Source organism: Alcanivorax sp. DP30, assembly GCF_009882945.1.
Taxonomy (GTDB): domain Bacteria; phylum Pseudomonadota; class Gammaproteobacteria; order Pseudomonadales; family Alcanivoracaceae; genus Alcanivorax.
On record NZ_WTUY01000003.1, the window covers coordinates 361,884 to 378,628 of the forward strand.

The following is a 16,745-nucleotide window of genomic DNA, read 5'->3' on the forward strand; positions in this document are numbered from 1 at the left end:
GGCAGAGCTCGCAGCTGCAGTTATCAGCCCAACACCACCCATAGCGCTGCCATAATCAGCCAGACGGCCATACAACGCAGCAACAATGCCTGCAGGGATTCCAGCGGGGCAATCACTTGATAGAAAGGAGAACCTGGCTCCTGCTCCGGGGCATCCATCGCTACCCTGGCAGCCATGGAAGCATGTTTCTCGGCACCCTGAAGGGCCAACCAGTGCCCACGCATGCAATCCAGCACCGCCGCAAAGTCCCCTACCAGTGCCATACTGAAAATCAACAGACGCTGGGCTGGCCAGCAGAGCCACTGATCCAGAACAGTGGCCCAGCGAGTATTTTCACGCTCGGCACGCTGTGCCCAGGCGCCATTGAGCACCACCACAAACGCCGCTGGCAACCCCAACAGCACCAGCCAGAAAATAGCCACAAACAAACGTTGTTCCCGGCCCAGAATTTGCTCTGCCAGCGCCTGCTGCACTGCCGGTTCGTTCGGATCACCCTGAACGCCGAATTCATCCTCCGCCAGAGCAGCAAAGCCATCCGGGTCACTCATTCGTCCCCGCACCAGCAACTCATCAACCTGACGAAATTCACTATGGGCACCCAGCAACCAGAGCAGCACTGCACCGCCCAGCAACAGCCATAGCCACTGCCCCCAGAATCCCTCCAGCCCGCATTCCAGCATGGAAAGCACGGCTGCCGGCACGGCGATGCCCAGACTCCACAGCAACAGACCATTACCAAACCGGCTGGCCAGCCGCTGCAACCAGGCCTGGTGCCGCTGGGTATTGATCATCCAGTGAGGCCAGCTGCTTTCCAGCCGTCGCAGGCCGAGGACAAGAATCAACATCAGAAAGGTCATGCCAGGTTCTCCTTGAATGCCGCCAGGCTCTGGAAGTAGCTGCCCCACTGAAAGGCCGGCCCCGGATCGGTCTTGCGTCCAGGCGCAATATGTTCATGACCGGTAATGCGGTCATTGGTGATGGCGGGATAGTGGCGCTGGAGCAAGGCAGTCAGCGCGACCAGGGTACGGTATTGGGCACATTCGAAGGGCAGCTGATCCGTGCCCTCCAGCTCAATTCCGATGGCATAGTCATTACAGTTTTCCCGCCCCTCAAAAGCCGATACCCCGGCATGCCAGGCACGTTTGTCACAGTCGACAAACTGCATCAGCAGGCCATCGCGTCGAATCAGAAAATGCGAGGAAACCGTGAGTTGGTGAATCTCACGAAAATACGGATCACGCTGCGGGTCCAGACGATTACTGAACAGGTCTTCAATATAAGGACCGCCAAACTGGCCCGGCGGAAGGCTGATGTTATGAATGACCAGCAGGGAAATATCGTCAGGGTCGGGGCGGTCATTGTGGTTCGGTGAAGGGCACCATTGCGCCTGTTTCACCCGATGATCTGAGAGGGTAAGCACCCGTGCACTCCTTGCAGGCTCAAGGCGTAGGCAGGGCTCAGGACATCATCAGTGCGAGCCCGCCTGCATACGCCGCAGGTCGCCAATCACGGCTTCCAGAGCCCGATCGAACAGGGCCCCTTCTTCAATCAGTTTAACAGCCCCCTTGTGAAGGGCAACGGCAAGGCTGTAAGCGGAAAATTCAGCAATCTTGATGCCTCGACGATTGGTAAAGACAAGTTTGACGCCACCGCGAATATTCGCCGCCAGCTTGGCGCGCCGGGGCTCCTCGCCATCCAGTAGTTCAACCCATTGCCCCGGGGCTAACTGGGCGGTTTTGCGCACCAAAAAATGATCTTCCGGCAAATCCGGGTCTGCCTGTAACGTTTCTTTCTCCGCGCTCTCGGCAGCCACTTCCACCCGTTCGGTCTTCAATCCCTTGAGCAGCTGCTGGTGCACCTCGCGCAGATTGATCAGCAACTGGCGCGTTTCACCTTCATCATGGCTGATCTGTTGCAAACCATTGTTGAGTGTCTTGAGAAGCTTCGGGCTCAGCGCCTGGAGCTTTTCCAGTGCTGCCTGATCACGGTGTTCAAGGGCACTCCAGACTACCGCATCGACCACCTTGACCTGCTGCTGCCAGGCAGGACTGTCATCCCCTTCCTTGAGCCAGGTCAGGTACAACGCCTGCTGCCAACCTTCTCGCAGAAGACGCACCACCACATCGGGCAGCTTGCGACCGGCCAGGCGCTGATCGAGCACCGCCATCACTGCCTGCCGGGCCTGTTCGGCGCGCACCTTTCCTTCTTCAGCTTCCCGGACTCGCTGCTCCACACGGTCAGAACGCGAAGTCTGGCTGGCAAAGTACTGCTCGAACTCCTGCAGAAGGTCCTGAAAGAGGCTGGCGTCGTCTTCGAAATCATCAATGATCCGATGCACCGCCTGATTAATTCGCTGATACAGCTCATCCTGGATACCCAGCTGCGGATCCCACTGACACCCGGCTTTCGCCAGCGTATTCAGTAATTGCCGGGCCTCATGGTTGTCATTATTGAAAAACGTCTTGTCGGTAATCGCCACCTTGAGCAGAGGGATCTGCAGGCGCCCGATCAGCGCCTTGATCTCTGAAGGCAAGCCGTCATCATCAAGAATGAAGTCAAACAGCATGGAAACAAGGTTGATCACATCGTCATCAGCCTGATCCAGGGCATGGATCGCCTCTCCATGCTCGGTATCCAGCAATTCTGAAAGGTCTTCTTTAAGGCTCGCCTTCTCACCAGCGTCACGTTCCAGGCTGCGCTCAACTCGCTGCAGGCGATTGAGCATGCCTAACAGGTCATCGGAACTCACCTGATTGACCGATGCCGTGTTGGCAACTGGAGCGCCATTCATGTAGGGCACGCCGTTCTGCATCACCGCCATGGCTGCATTCACGGCCGCATTGGCCTGCTGGCCCCCTACGGGTGCTGTGCCGCCCTGCATGCCGCGCATGGTGACCAGCAATTCCTGCAAAACGCCAAACATCTGGTCATTCAGCTGCCCTCCGCCGTTGCCGGTGGAGGCATCTGTGGTCGAGCCGGTAATCGGGCGATTCCCGGGCTTCCGCGCAGGGGCGATGGGCGCCGATTTCATTTCCGGCAACACACCCGCCTCGATCAAGAGTTTGTTGGCTTCGCTGACCAGATAACCGGTTTCCGCCATCACTTCACGCTCAAACAACTTGAGCACGATCAGGCGCGCCTTGATATCAATGGCAAGCTTTTCCAGCCCCTCATTGAATGCGGACACCAGCTGGCGCGGTTCCAGAGGGTTATTCTTTTCCGTCAGGGCCACCTTGCCTTCCAGCAAGTATTCCATGCGATGGGAGAGAACTTTCAACTGCTCATCACAGCCATTTCGGGCGCGACGGGCCATGTTATCGAGGGCAACCGACGTCTCCAGCTCATCCTCGTTTACCAGTGTCAGTGAATCCAGATCCAGCTTCTCTGGTTGGGCACTCTCAACCTCCGGCTTCTGCTGCAAACTCTGGAACAGGTTAATGACCGATTGCCGAAAACCGGTTTCCAGCCCCGCACGCTGGATACGCAATTCCCGCATCGCTTCAAAATAGCGTTCCCGCTCACTGTCTGATGCTTTCTCGGCCAGGTCATACAGCGCATCGTCTGCGCCGTCCAGCATGTCACTCAGATAGGCACACACCAACTTGAGATTGCTGTCACGCACCCTTTCCAGCGGTCGCGGCAGGGCGCTGGCAACCGTTTTCCCGGCAACAGGCTTCAATTTAGTGACCTTTGACATGGGACTCCCGGCGAGACGGCTCGCATCGATGGGACGGTAGTTTTAATATTATTTACGGTACCACACAAGCACTGCTACGAATTTTGAACTAGTTGGCATCAATACCAAAGAGTGATCACCCGGTTTGATACATCGTACGCTTTCCCTGCCTGCCAATTTCACCTAGCCTAAGGCTTTTCGGGGCATTGGACGACCGCCATGGATGCAGCAGTTACGATTCTTAACCAGATAAGTGGATTCCTGTGGGGATGGCCGGCACTGATCTTGATCGCCGGCACGGGGATATACCTGACCCTCGTGTTACGTTTCCTCCCAATTCGACAGCTCGGGTTTGGTTTCAAACAGATGTTCGGTCCCCAGACCGGAGTCGGCACCATCGGCGCAGGCGCAGCCCTCGCCACCTCCCTGGCGGCCACCATTGGTACCGGCAATATTGTCGGTGTGGCAACGGCCATCCATTCTGGCGGTCCTGGCGCCCTGGTGTGGATGTGGCTAATCGCCCTGGTCGGCATGGCCACCAAGTACGCCGAAGCCGTACTGGCCGTGCACTACCGGGAAAAGGACCATCGCGGCCAGTACGTGGGCGGCCCCATGTATTACATCCGCAATGGCCTGGGCAAGAACTGGGGCTGGATGGCCATCGTCTTCGCCTTCTTCGGCATGTTTGCCGGCTTTGGCATCGGCAACACGGTTCAGGCCAACTCGGTTGCCCACGGCCTCAACGACAGCTTTGGCATGCCCACCTGGGTCACTGGTGTGATTCTGGCCGTGCTGGTGGGAATGGTGGTTCTTGGGGGCATGAAGCGGATCGCCCATGTGGCCACCGTGATCGTACCGTTCATGGCCCTGGCCTATCTGCTCGCCGGGCTGGTCGTACTGGTGGACCACGCCAGCGCCATCCCTGCCGCTCTGGCACTGTGTTTTGAAAGCGCCTTTACCGGCACCGCGGCGGCTGGCGGGTTTGCCGGCGCGCTGGTCAAGGAAGCCATCCGTTTTGGTGTGGCCCGTGGCATCTTCTCCAACGAAGCGGGCCTGGGTAGCGCGCCCATCGCCCACGCCTCAGCCAACACCGATCACCCGGCACGCCAAGGCTCCATCGCCATGCTGGGCACCTTTATTGACACCATTATCGTCTGCTCCATCACCGGCCTTGCCATCGTCTCCACCGGGGTATGGACCAGTGGCGCAGAAGGCGCACCGCTTTCTTCCATGGCCTTTGCAGCCACTTTTGGCGACTTCGGCAACATCATTGTGGTGTGCGGGCTGGCCATTTTTGCCTTCACCACCCTGCTGGGCTGGAGCCTGTATAGCGAGCGCTGCACCCAGTTCCTGTTTGGCGAAAAGGCCATCGTGCCTTTCCGGATCCTCTGGGTGCTGGCAATCCCGGTGGGCGCGTATGTGAGCCTGGACTTCGTATGGGCACTGGCGGATATCATGAACATCCTGATGGCGATCCCCAACCTGGTCGCCCTGCTGCTGCTCTCTCCCATCGTGGTCATGCTCAGCCGGGAGTTTTTTGCCAGGAAATAGAGCTTGCGGGTCGGACGTCTGAAGCCGGACGTCCGACGCCAAAGGCAAAACCCGTTGCACGCTCCGTAGGAGCCTGCCTGCAGGCGATACTGAGTTGATAACGAAGTCCACAACCGCCAACCGGGCACGTCTGCAGACAAAGCGAATTAACACCCAACCCAAGCACTGGTATCCTCACGGCCCGGCACCTTGCAGGAAATGCTGCGCACATGAGCCGTGATCCTGGATTTTTGTGGGAACGTGCTTGCACGCGAAACCGTTATGTCAGAGTACGCCATTCGCGTGCAAGCACGCTCCCACAGTGACCCTGATCGTCAATGAGCAGCGTTACACCCGCTCGCGGGCCGTTTTTGATATCACCGTCACAGAATCAGAGAGATTACACCCATGAGCCAGCCCCTGCCCGACTACATCCGTGATGACATCGCCCGGAACGTGGCCTTTGCGCTGGAGGAAGATATCCGCGACGGCGATATCACCGCCCAGCTGATCGACGCTGACAGCGCCAGTACCGCCACCATCATTACCCGCGAAGACGCCGTCATGTGTGGTGCAGCCTGGGCTGACGAGGTATTCCGCCAGCTCGGCGACGTAAAAGTGGAGTGGCACGTGAAAGACGGAGACCGGCTAGCCCCCGACACCACCCTCTGCACCCTCAGCGGCAACACCCGCCAGATCCTCACCGGCGAGCGCACCGCCCTGAACTTCCTGCAAACCCTCATGGGCACCGCCACCACGGCTCGCCGCTACGCCGATGCCGTAGCAGACAGCCGCGTCACCATCCTGGACACCCGCAAGACCCTACCCGGCCTACGCGCCGGCCAGAAATACGCCGTCCTCTGCGGCGGCTGCCAGAACCACCGCATCGGCCTGTACGACGCCTTCCTGATCAAGGAAAACCATGTGGCAGCCTGTGGCGGGATCACTGCGGCCATTGAGCGGGCACGGGCATTGGCGCCGGAGAAAAAGATTATCGTGGAAGTGGAAACGCTGGAGGAGCTACAGGAAGCGGCTGGGCTCAACCCTGATCAGATTATGCTGGATAACTTCAGTGCTGATATGCTGAGCGCAGCGGCGAAAACCGGCGTCGGATCAGCACTTGAGGTTTCGGGGAATCTGACTATTGAAAATGCACACGCCCTTCCCTCTGACCGAGAGTGGTTTCTGTCCTCTGGTGCGCTGACCAAACATGTTACTGCCACGGATCTGTCACTTCGTCTGACAAAATAAGCCAGCGACGACCAATATATGTGAAACTGTCTGACCAATTTCTGGGTCTACGGATCACTTTTCACAAGCGTCAAAATACTGACAGGATTGCTCCACTGTGGGTTGCGAGCGATGAATTACAAAACAAAAAAAGCCAACAATAAACCAAAGCTCCTCGTCCTGGCGTCAACCTATCCCAGATGGGAAAATGACCATGAGCCAAATTTTGTACACAAGCTCAATCAGCAACTCAGCGATCATTATGACATCACCGTAGTCACCTCCATCGCACCGGGAGCAAAGCCAGAAGAAACCCTGGACTCAATAAAGATCAAACGGTTCAGGTATGCCCCAAGACATCTCGAGACGCTGGTATACGGAGGGGGGATACTGACCAATCTGCGCCAGCACAAATGGAAGTGGGTCTTGGTGCTTCCCTTTCTCGTTGCAATGGCGATTCGCACCCGTAAAGAAATCAAAAAGCAAGCTCCGATAGCTATCCACTGTCACTGGATCATTCCCCAAGGCCTTGTGTTATGGCTATTAAGCCTGTTCCTAAAGCTCCCACCTGTTCTCATCACCTCTCACGGAGCAGACCTTTTCAGCCTTAAAGGCAGCGCTGGAACCTGGATAAAGAGAAAAACCCTGCAAATCGCGGACGCGATCAGCGTAGTAAGCACGCCGATGAAATTGGCAGCATCGGAACTCGGAGCCCATGAGAACGCCACGTACATTGCGCCAATGGGGTTTGAGTTCCCTGAGCCGAAAAAAGGAACCCTGCCAAAAAGAACCCCCAGCGAAGTGCTTTTCGTTGGCCGCCTGGTTGAAAAAAAAGGGCTCAAATACCTAATCGAAGCCATCCCCCAGATTCTGGAAAAAGTGCCTGACTTTACCCTGAGGGTTATCGGTGATGGCCCTGAGAGAAGCGCACTGGAGGCGCTGGCGGACAACCTTTCTGTTGCAGAAAAAATCAATTTTATGGGCGCCCTGCCTCAAACCGAACTTCCCAGCTACTACCAGACTGCGAGCCTATTCTGCGCACCTTTCATTGAAGCGGAGAATGGAGATGTGGAAGGCTTAGGGCTGGTAACCCTGGAAGCCATGAGCTTCAAGTGCCCCGTTCTAATCGGGGATGTGCCAGCAATAGCGGATGTAATACCCGCCGAACACAGACAAACCTGCATTGCTTCTCCCAAAAACCGAAATGAAATCGCGACAAAAATCATCAGAAAACTGGCGAGGAACACATCCGAAGAAGAGATTACCAATCTAAAAGCACATGCAATGGATAATTTTTCATGGGATGCATCCAGGAATACTTATCTGAAAATTCTGGCAAGTTTAGAGAAACACAATAATAAACCCTGAATTCTAACGCCAAGGAGCGACATGTGAAAATACTGGTCATAACCAAAAGAAAGTACACAGGCAAAGACTTGCTTGATGACCAGTATGGCAGACTCTTTGAGATACCCGCCGAATTAGCCAACCTTGGACATGACGTAAAAGGCATTGCGCTAAGTTACACAAAGGAGAAGGAGGGCCTGTATCAATGGAATAACAGACCCAACCTTTGCTGGCATTCGTTAAATGCGCTTCCGTTTGGGCTCATTAACTATTCAAGGCATGTCGACCAAATAGCCAAAAGCTGGAAGCCTGACATTATCTGGGCAAGCTCTGACATGATCAACGTGGCTCTAGCAAACAAATGGGCGAAGAAAAACCAGGTCCCTTTAGTTGTTGACCTATACGACAACTATGAAAGCTTTGGGCTATCAAAGCTACCGCTGCTTGGCAACCATTTCAAAAAAATCTGCCGTGAAGCAAGGGGGGTTACAGCCGTAAGTAACGCACTACTGAGAAAGGTAGAACGTGATTATGGCCGGTATTCCGGCTGTCAGCTAATCCCGAATTCAGCACGAACCGATTTGTTTTACAAGAGAAAAAAATCCGAAAGCAGGGCAAAGCTGGGACTTCCTCAAGAAGCAACCATCATCGGCACAGCAGGCGCCATCACTAGGCACCGAGGGATCGAAGACCTATTTAAGGCATTCGAATACCTGGCCAGTCATCACCCCAATATATGGATGGCCATTGCCGGCCCAAAAGATAATTTCTCAAAACGGTATAGACATCCAAGACTGATAGATTTGGGCATTCTCGATCTTGAGCAAGTACCGGATCTACTTTCCTCATTGGATGCGGGCGTCATATGCAACAAGGCTTCAGACTTCGGCGATTTTTGCTCGCCTCTTAAGCTAATGGAGTTTCTCAGTGCCGAAATACCGTTTGTTGCTGCAAATACCGGAGATATCGCGGAGCATCTGAATCAGGACGAAAGGTATTTATATAGGCCCGGAGACTGGAAAGAACTTGCCGGAAAAATCGAGACTCAACTTACTGGCAATTTTGAACGCAGCACACTACCCAAAGCAAGGAACTGGAAAGATTCCGCCAGACGCTTCCACCAATTTTTAAAAGCTGTAAATATTGATTAATTCACTTGAAATCGACAAAGATAGCATAGTAAGAAGAAGCGACAATTCATAACAGAAAAATGACTCACAACCCTCTTATTCTTTTTTATCAGAACGCGATTTCACTTTGACAAGAAGATCATTTAGCTTCTTGACATTATGACGAAACACATCTTCGTCACTCAGCTGCCCACCAAACCGTGCCGCCTCCGCCAGCCTCTCTGCAGCAGAACTAATATATCGTTCATTGAAGGCTGTAAAAAAAAATCGCTCCACAAATGCCAATATCTTATCAGGAAATTTGTAAAATACAGCGCGCGACAAAGACTCATAGAGCGGCCACCACCGCCTGCTTTTGTAGACTTTCATCCGATAAAATTCATCGATAACCACATCAGGCTTGGATTCATTCATAAAATAGCAATCGCCATATAGTCGCAGTGATTTGTTACGCACTGATTCTCGTAAAGAACTACTTCCCAAAATCCAAGGCTTGTAAGTTATATTTATGGTTTCAGTCCAGTCGACCCACTTGAATGTGTTGATATGATTGGAGCTCACCACTGGCACCCATGGCACCCGCATAGCATCGGCAATAATTGCTGCGTGCATAGCATCAGCCAGAACCAGCTTTGATTGACGTATTCTATGTATGACCGATCTAGCGTCATCCTCGGGATTAACGAAACCAACACCAGAGCGTCGACAAGCCTCTTCCCAGAGGCCGGACTGGAGAGCCTTGTGATGCGGTATAAAAACAACACCTTTTCGGTCAGTTTCAGGAATTGGCTGAAACTCTGGCAGCAAGCTGAGCAGTGCCGCACCATCAGTAACGCCCTTGTCTTCACTTAGCCCCAAAACGCGGGCACTTAGTGGACCACGCACACAAAGAATATCCCAGTTATCATCACCAAAATTTTCAGGCGGGGCACCGTACCCTACCCCACTGCTAAATACGACCCACCTTTTATGTTTGGGCATCAAGACTGAATTGATGATTGTTCCTATTCCAGAAAACAAAAAATCCTCATTACCATCAAAAAAACCAGGAAGCAGCTCGTCCCAAATCCATTCGTTAAGATCATCGCCAAAATTCCCCTTGGCCGATTTATAGTAATAGACCTTCATTTACTGACTCGATGCATAGGAGCCAATCCTCTTCATCCTAACCAACCCTTACCGGTTGACCGACGCAGGATTGACTCTTCAATAAAACGCCTCTTCCACTCAGAGTTAAGGTTATCTGACTGAGGCTTTTTCAAGTATGCTTTATTCACGTGAATAACACTGTCCGCAATACCGACATGCTTGGCAATTTGCATAACTATCTCATCTGGCGATCTGCAAACGTCTTCAAATTTCAAGTTCAGATAATTAATATCATTCAAGGCAAAAAAATACCTCCAGGAAGCCTCATCACTGATCGTCCTGGAGAGTTTTTTTTGAATCAACTTCCGATTATATTTCAGCCTCCCCCTTTCCTCGACATCGGATATATATGCCCCACTCTGCTGTGCTCTAGCCGCTGATACAGCTTGAGAAAGCTTATCTTCCCTGGTCAGGAAAACGAAAGAGAAATCGGACAGATCAAGCCCTGAATACTGATCAAGAAACCGACAAAAAAATCCCATTTGCGACCAGTGCAGTTTTATTCCAAAACACCCATTAGGAGAGGTTCGCTTCCTTAGAATAAAATCAATATGATTCTTTTTTTCCGCCCTATCCTGCCAGAATGGAATATTGACAGGGTTGAAATACTCCAACGGATAACCAAATTGTCCTGTCGAGTACAACAAGTGGCCAAGATAATGGCTGCCAGACCTTGGCGTAGAGCAGATCACATACTGATGCCCTCCTGCCCCGGCAAAATCAGAGAAATCGTGGACAGCCTCAAATTGCTCCATCCAAAGAGCAGTCTTACGTCTACGCCCGCCATGGGGTATCAATTTTTTCGCTTTCGTAAAGCCGTAATTGAAAGTATCCCTAATCATGAAAAACAAACCCCTAGATTGCAGACGGCTTTATCCTCAAATTTCTGTAAACTGAAATGCCAAGCATAGCATTCCATACCACCAATCCAACACTAATACCCACTGCTGCCCCCGATGCACCATAATGAGGTATCAAGAGAAGACACAAACCAACAGAAACAAGCAAAGCCACAACATGACACTTCAAGGTCTCACCCTCATGATTGGTCATAGTCAACAAAATTCCAACCGGGCCACAGAAACCTTTCACTATCTGGCCAAAAGCAATAATACTCAGCGGCTGGGCAGCTATTGCAAAAGGCTCGCCGTAAACAAGCGAAAGCAATGGTTCACCCCAAAGAATGAAAGCCATCGAGAATGGCAAACAAAGAAGAAAGGTCGCTCTCGCAGAGTGTCGCGCCAGCAATTGCATCCTTTCCATATCGCGATTCTTCCACGCAACAACAATATGTGGGGCAATAACGAAGTTAGAAATAATCACCGGAAGCACAATAAGCTGTGAAAACTTTTCAGCAACTCGCATTGCCGCCACTTCCGCATCAGTACTCAAAAACCCAACAAGCACAGTTCCAATGTTAAGATTCAACACTGCAAAAACCTGAAGCAAGCCGAACGGAAGTAGTGCTGCCAACCATTGCTTGTTCCTGAACTCTGGCTCTGAGCCATGTGCCGCTTTTGGCAACAACCTCCGTAAGATGAACACTGCAGAGATCATGGCAAATAATGCCGACACAACATGGGCACTCAGAGCAGCCAGCAAATTCAAATCGAACAGGGTGTTGAGTACAAATAGAGAGACAAGCAATAGTGCTGGCTGCACTAGCATTTCAGGAAGCACCGCCATTGAAGGCACCCCCAAACCTCTCATAATACCTTGTCTGACAGCGTTCAATCCATTAAGCCCGACAAGAAGCAAAACCAAAGGAAGCACGAAGCCATAGCCCGTTAGAGGAAAAAGTCCCAACAGAAAAAAAACAAAACAGACAAGAGTAAGAAACGCAGAACTCAAACCCACCCAACGGTATGCAGATTTGATCCCTCCTTGGAAAAGCCCCCACTGCTTTAGCTCGATATAGCCAGCCATTTCTCTGGTAAGTAATTGCGGCAGCCCTGCCGCTATCGGCAACGCCAAAAGTGGCACCAGCGACATAATAAAGGAGTACTGCCCAAACACCTCAACACCCAATGATCTTGCCAACAGCACACTAACCAAAAAGCCGACAAGGAGTGCAAAAGCGTTAAACACACCAACGCTCAAAAAGTTCTTAATCAACCGACTCCTCAAACCCATCATTCCTCCGAGACCGGCATAACATCGAGCTTTCCATACTCTCACTGACTCAATTCGATTGAGTGATTTCTTCTTTAAGAATATGCGGAGGAAAATGTCGGCAAATCACACCTCCAAGCACACTGCAGAAGCCCCCCCGAAAAAATCGAACAGCACCCAAGGGGCTCATCCACGAAACAACTAATCCACCCTCTTGAATTAGCATAATAGAAAAATTGAACCATGCATGGACGACTCTCAATCTCGCAGGGGAGTACATTATAGCTATAGAAACAATAGAACCTCGGCAACAGCCATCAACCATTATCCTTGTACATTAAAGCCGTTATTTGTTCGGATATGAGCCCCATCAGGAAAACCATCACACCGCCCGTGTATAACAATGCGCTCATGTTCGTGAATCGACCGATTGAGAAGAATGTATATCCATACCACGATGTCGCCAAGAAAAACAAAAAAACGGCAATAGGAAGAAAGAGCTTAAGTGGCGAGAATAATGTTCCAATCTTGAATATGATCAACAGAAACCTAACGCCATCTTTTAACAAATGAATATGGCTTTTCCCTATTCGTTTTGCTGCATGTATAGGCTCATAGGCTACAGAGTAGCCCGCCCTGAAAAATGCCATTGTGCTAGTTGTCGGGTATGAGAAACCATTTGGAAGCAAGTAAAGAAACTCCCTGAATTTCTCAGCTTTGACAGCACGAAATCCAGAAGTAAGGTCCTCAATTCTTTGCCCTGTCATATAGGTTGCCAAGCCATTATAAAAACCATTGGCCAAACCGCGACCAAGGCTTGCCTGAGAACCTGACTGACGAGCCCCAACTACCATGTCATAGCCACCACTCATCTTACGCAGCAGCCTTTGAATATCCTCAGGGTTGTGCTGACCGTCAGCATCCATGAAAACAATCACATCACCTTTTGCAGCTCGCGCACCCGTTTTAATCGCGGCGCCATTACCTTTGCTATACGGATGACATACGACCGTAGCTCCAGCGCCAGCAGAAAGGTCTGCGGTATCATCGGTTGAGCCATCATCAACAACAATAATCTCGGCATCCGGATACAATGTCCGGATTTTTTCGACTGTTGCCCCCACTGCAGCAGCCTCATTTTTTGCGGGAAGAACAATTGAGAGGGAGCTATCTTTAATCATTGTTTTTCTCATCCGCTTCTTTTGCTTCAAGTATATGATCAACCCAGTCCTGACGCCCAACAGCTTTAAGCTGAGCAAGCATTTTCTGAATATCAGGGTCATCCAGTGATGACTGCCGTACCGCAGCCTCAAGAAAGGGCAATGCTTTGATAGGCTCATGGGTATCATTAAATATATATGCCGCGACACGTAAATACTCATGGGTTCGCAGCTTTGTTTTTCCCGTTATGATATCAATAACTCTCAGTACTTTTTTCTCATTATCAAACAATCCATAATCGACATTGTTCAGCGTCACCCAAAGGACTCTTTTATTTTGCACCGTCATTGGAGCACGCTCCAAACGACCCAACAAAGCTTCCCAATCCTGCTCCGTCACTGAACCTTTTATCGTCTTATAGATAACGACATTATTCATCAGCACAACAGAATCACTAATTCTGTCTGCACCTCTCTGACAAACATCAATAGCCATATTCAAATGAGGATCGTTCGAGCCTTTCTGCCGAAGCCTGAAGTGTGATGTGCAAAGGTTAATCCAGGCTCGCTCAGAATCACTGGCGACTCTCAAGTTATATTCAGCCCTTCGCAACTCGTCACCCCAAATATAAGCGCGATATACGGCTGCACCAGCCTCCGCAATACAAATACTCGAAATCACACTTATCGCCAGCCATCTCGGACACTGCCTTGAACGCATCAGTGCCACGATTAATGCAATGATCGCCAGCACAAACCCGATCAACGGGAAATGATTCCTATGCTCAAACACCATCTCGAGCCCAATGACATTGCTGGTCAAGAAATGTCCCGCAAAAAAAAGCAACACACCAAGAGAGAATACGGGAAAGGCCTTACGCCAACGCCACGCAAGGTACAGAAGCCCAGCCAAACCCACAATTGCCGGCATTGTCGTCTTCGGCTGCCAAAGATTTCGGGAAATTGCAAAATCATCATAGTTAAAAGGAAGCATTGAGGGCAGCGGGAGCAACAGTTGAGCCAGATACATCCACAGCACTCGGGCCTGGGTCATCAGCCTTTCAGCACTTGTAAATACTCTTCCCGGGTACCAGTCCGAATGCCAGTAATACGGCACCACAACAAATAAATACGCGATCAGCCCCACAACAAAAAAGGTACCGTAAACATAACGCAAGAGTTTCTTTAACTTTTCCGCTTTAGCATCGAACCTCAACACCGTTAACTCAATTACCAGGCAATATACCGGCAACAGCACTGCATCTTCCTTACATGCAAAAGCAATCAACCCAAACAGGATCACCAAAAAGCCGTAAACGCGACCTTTCTCACCCTTGATGTTCTGGTCACGAAAACACAGATATGACAGTAGTGACAGCACAACAAATAATGTGCTCATGATTTGCATGCGCTGAACAATATATAAAACAGAAGAGACCTGAAGCGGGTGGATTGCCCAGATCAAGGCAAGTACTGGCGCGGCAATTCTTATTTCCCTTGGCGACCAGGCAGCCAAGCACAGAAGTTTTCGAAAGAAAAAAACCAGAGCAAAACCAGTCAAGGCATGGATAACAATGTTGGTAATTTTAAACGCAACAGGATCAAGCCCTGAACGCAGGATATCCAAGGCAAAGCTCAGCATCACCAATGGGCGCGTACCGCCACCTGGATCGAAGCTATAAGCTGCATAAAGCAGATCATCGAGGCTTTTAATCTCAACAAGGTGCAGAGCACTGTTCTGAACGATACTTTGCATATCATCCAGCATAAATCCACCACCAAGCCCCGGAAGCAATACAATCATTCCGCAAGTGGCCACCAAGAGCGCGAGCAAACAAGTCAAGCCCACCGACCAGCACTGCTTATTCTTCAAGTGAATCGCCTTTTACTTACTACCCAAAAATGCATGGTTAACCACAAGCCAGCTCCCCACATACACAAAAAGCGCCTTTCGGCGCTTTTTGCTGGTTCAGATAACCTTATGAATATTAATCATTAAGGCGACAGGAACCTTTACCTGCATCACAAATGGTATCGTACTTCAGAGAGGCATTACCTTTTGTTGTCGCAGCGAAAGTAACAGAAGTACCGCCATTGTAGTCACTGGTTGCCAGCGCAGCACTAATGCTTTCACAAGCACTAGCTTCATATGCTGTGGGGGTACGGCTATCAGCCATATCGGCAACTGCGGTGCCCATGTAAGCCTTTGCTTCTGCCAGACAAGCGCCGTTGGCAGAACGCTGGGTGTAATCACGGTAGGCCGGCAGGGCAATGGCGGCCAGAATGCCGATAATCGCAATTACGATCATCAGTTCGATAAGGGTGAAACCCTGTTGAGTTTGCTTCTTCATGTGTTCTCTCCAATCATTGGCAAATCTTGTAATGAGCTCACCCCCGGCGAGCATCTACTATGAGCTAATGCAGGTAGCGGGCCAACTTTTTTCCGGACACCTTCAAGCCAACTGAGCAAGCCGATTTTACTGGATTGGCATCCTTTTCCACCTCTCCCCACCCTACCGAAAAGCGGCACTTTCAGCCCCAAAAGTGACAATTCTTGTCGGCCTCATGCAAGAAACGTCACCTTCACCCCCCCTCTCCCTTCTCTCGGCCAAGCTCCTCCCAATGAAGCTCCAAACCACAACAACACTCTCGAGCAGTTTAACTCATACGAAAAAAGCGCCTTTCGGCGCCCTTTTACCCCCTGCTTAATGCCCGAATCTAGTTATCGAGTCGGCAAGAGCCTTTCCCTGCATCACAAATGGTGTCTGCCAGGAGGCTTGCATTCCCTTTGCTGGTAGCATTAAAGGTAACCGATGATCCAGAGTTATAGTCAGCCGTGGCCAACGATATGGCGGTGGTGCTGTCACAGGCTGTGGGCATGTAGGCGGTAGGATTTCGACTATCAGCCATATCCGCAACGGCCGTCCCCATGTAAGCCTTTGCTTCGGCAAGACAAGCACCATTAGCGGATTTTTGCGTATAGTTGTGGTACGCCGGCAATGCGATAGCGGCCAAAATGCCAATAATGGCAACTACAATCATCAGTTCGATGAGAGTAAACCCCCGTTTTTTGCTCATCTCCATCCGAGCCCCCAATCATTCTGCACTATTATTATTCGAGTCAGCCAAGGCCAATCTCTGGTATTAACCAATGCAGTTAGCGGGCCAAATCTGGAATAAGGAGTGCCAGCGACACCGGCGACAACAGAAGCAGCCTGACCCCACGACATATGTAACTCATCGCAAGACAGCCCTGCCAAACAAAAAGTGCCGAAATTCGTCAGAAGCCCGCAGAAACCGTCACCAGAACAGTCAAAGCGCCAATCCTTCAACCATCAGGTGAAATAAATGTGGCAAGGCGCTGATTTTTAGGGTTACAGGCTTCACTGTACCCCCATCACGGGGTATGTT

13 protein-coding genes and 1 pseudogene are annotated in these 16,745 nt (G+C 51.1%); 4 read left to right on the top strand and 10 right to left on the bottom strand.

Annotated features, from left to right (window positions below):
- Positions 1-23 precede the first annotated feature (23 nt).
- The 3 genes from GQF00_RS05975 to GQF00_RS05985 are packed head-to-tail and all read right to left on the bottom strand — an operon-like array spanning position 24 to position 3,697.
- Entirely contained in the window at positions 24-857 is an 834-nt protein-coding gene (locus GQF00_RS05975; RefSeq protein WP_161318246.1) for a hypothetical protein, read from the bottom strand.
- Positions 854-1,420: a 1,6-anhydro-N-acetylmuramyl-L-alanine amidase AmpD gene (gene ampD / locus GQF00_RS05980; protein WP_161318247.1), complete on the bottom strand. Its 567-nt coding sequence runs from the start codon at positions 1,418-1,420 to the stop codon at positions 854-856. The genes GQF00_RS05975 and ampD overlap by 4 nt, the downstream gene beginning before the upstream one ends.
- 48 nt (positions 1,421-1,468) lie before the next feature.
- Positions 1,469-3,697, bottom strand: a complete 2,229-nt coding sequence (locus GQF00_RS05985) for a DUF1631 domain-containing protein (RefSeq protein ID WP_161318248.1) — start codon at positions 3,695-3,697, stop codon at positions 1,469-1,471.
- A 198-nt stretch (positions 3,698-3,895) separates the two neighbouring features.
- On the opposite strand from GQF00_RS05985, the gene GQF00_RS05990 reads away from it, so the two are divergent.
- The 4 genes from GQF00_RS05990 to GQF00_RS06005 all read left to right on the top strand — a co-directional run bounded on the left by GQF00_RS05990 (position 3,896) and on the right by GQF00_RS06005 (position 8,934).
- Positions 3,896-5,227: a sodium:alanine symporter family protein gene (locus tag GQF00_RS05990; protein WP_161318249.1), complete on the top strand. Its 1,332-nt coding sequence runs from the start codon at positions 3,896-3,898 to the stop codon at positions 5,225-5,227.
- 387 nt (positions 5,228-5,614) lie between these two features.
- A complete protein-coding gene (gene nadC / locus GQF00_RS05995) occupies positions 5,615-6,457 on the top strand; it encodes a carboxylating nicotinate-nucleotide diphosphorylase (RefSeq protein WP_161318250.1) in 843 nt (280 codons plus the stop codon).
- Positions 6,458-6,568: 111 nt separating this feature from the next.
- On the top strand, positions 6,569-7,804 hold the full coding sequence (locus tag GQF00_RS06000) for a glycosyltransferase (RefSeq protein WP_161318251.1): 1,236 nt from the start codon (positions 6,569-6,571) through the stop codon (positions 7,802-7,804).
- Positions 7,805-7,827: 23 nt separating this feature from the next.
- Positions 7,828-8,934 (top strand): glycosyltransferase family 4 protein, encoded by a 1,107-nt coding sequence (locus GQF00_RS06005; RefSeq protein WP_161318252.1) that lies wholly within the window; start codon positions 7,828-7,830, stop codon positions 8,932-8,934.
- Between the two features lie 75 nt (positions 8,935-9,009).
- On the opposite strand, the gene GQF00_RS06010 is transcribed toward GQF00_RS06005, so the two are convergent.
- The 7 genes and pseudogenes from GQF00_RS06010 to GQF00_RS16775 all read right to left on the bottom strand — a co-directional run bounded on the left by GQF00_RS06010 (position 9,010) and on the right by GQF00_RS16775 (position 16,418).
- Positions 9,010-10,041, bottom strand: coding sequence for a polysaccharide pyruvyl transferase family protein (locus GQF00_RS06010; RefSeq protein ID WP_161318253.1), 1,032 nt, complete (start codon positions 10,039-10,041; stop codon positions 9,010-9,012).
- Positions 10,042-10,073: 32 nt separating this feature from the next.
- A complete protein-coding gene (locus GQF00_RS06015) occupies positions 10,074-10,904 on the bottom strand; it encodes a Stf0 family sulfotransferase (RefSeq protein ID WP_161318254.1) in 831 nt (276 codons plus the stop codon).
- A gap of 13 nt (positions 10,905-10,917) precedes the next feature.
- The gene (locus tag GQF00_RS06020) at positions 10,918-12,177 is read right to left on the bottom strand and encodes a flippase (protein ID WP_161318255.1); all 1,260 of its coding nucleotides are present in this window, start codon (positions 12,175-12,177) and stop codon (positions 10,918-10,920) included.
- Positions 12,178-12,491: 314 nt separating this feature from the next.
- A complete protein-coding gene (locus GQF00_RS06025; protein WP_161318256.1) occupies positions 12,492-13,355 on the bottom strand; it encodes a glycosyltransferase family 2 protein in 864 nt (287 codons plus the stop codon).
- Positions 13,348-15,207 (bottom strand): hypothetical protein, encoded by a 1,860-nt coding sequence (locus tag GQF00_RS06030; RefSeq protein WP_161318257.1) that lies wholly within the window; start codon positions 15,205-15,207, stop codon positions 13,348-13,350. Before GQF00_RS06030 ends, GQF00_RS06025 begins: the two co-directional genes overlap by 8 nt.
- 366 nt (positions 15,208-15,573) lie before the next feature.
- Positions 15,574-15,685: pseudogene (locus GQF00_RS16815) on the bottom strand (prepilin-type N-terminal cleavage/methylation domain-containing protein); the annotation flags it as partial.
- Positions 15,686-16,052: 367 nt separating this feature from the next.
- A complete protein-coding gene (locus GQF00_RS16775; RefSeq protein ID WP_304503107.1) occupies positions 16,053-16,418 on the bottom strand; it encodes a prepilin-type N-terminal cleavage/methylation domain-containing protein in 366 nt (121 codons plus the stop codon).
- Positions 16,419-16,745: the final 327 nt, after the last annotated feature.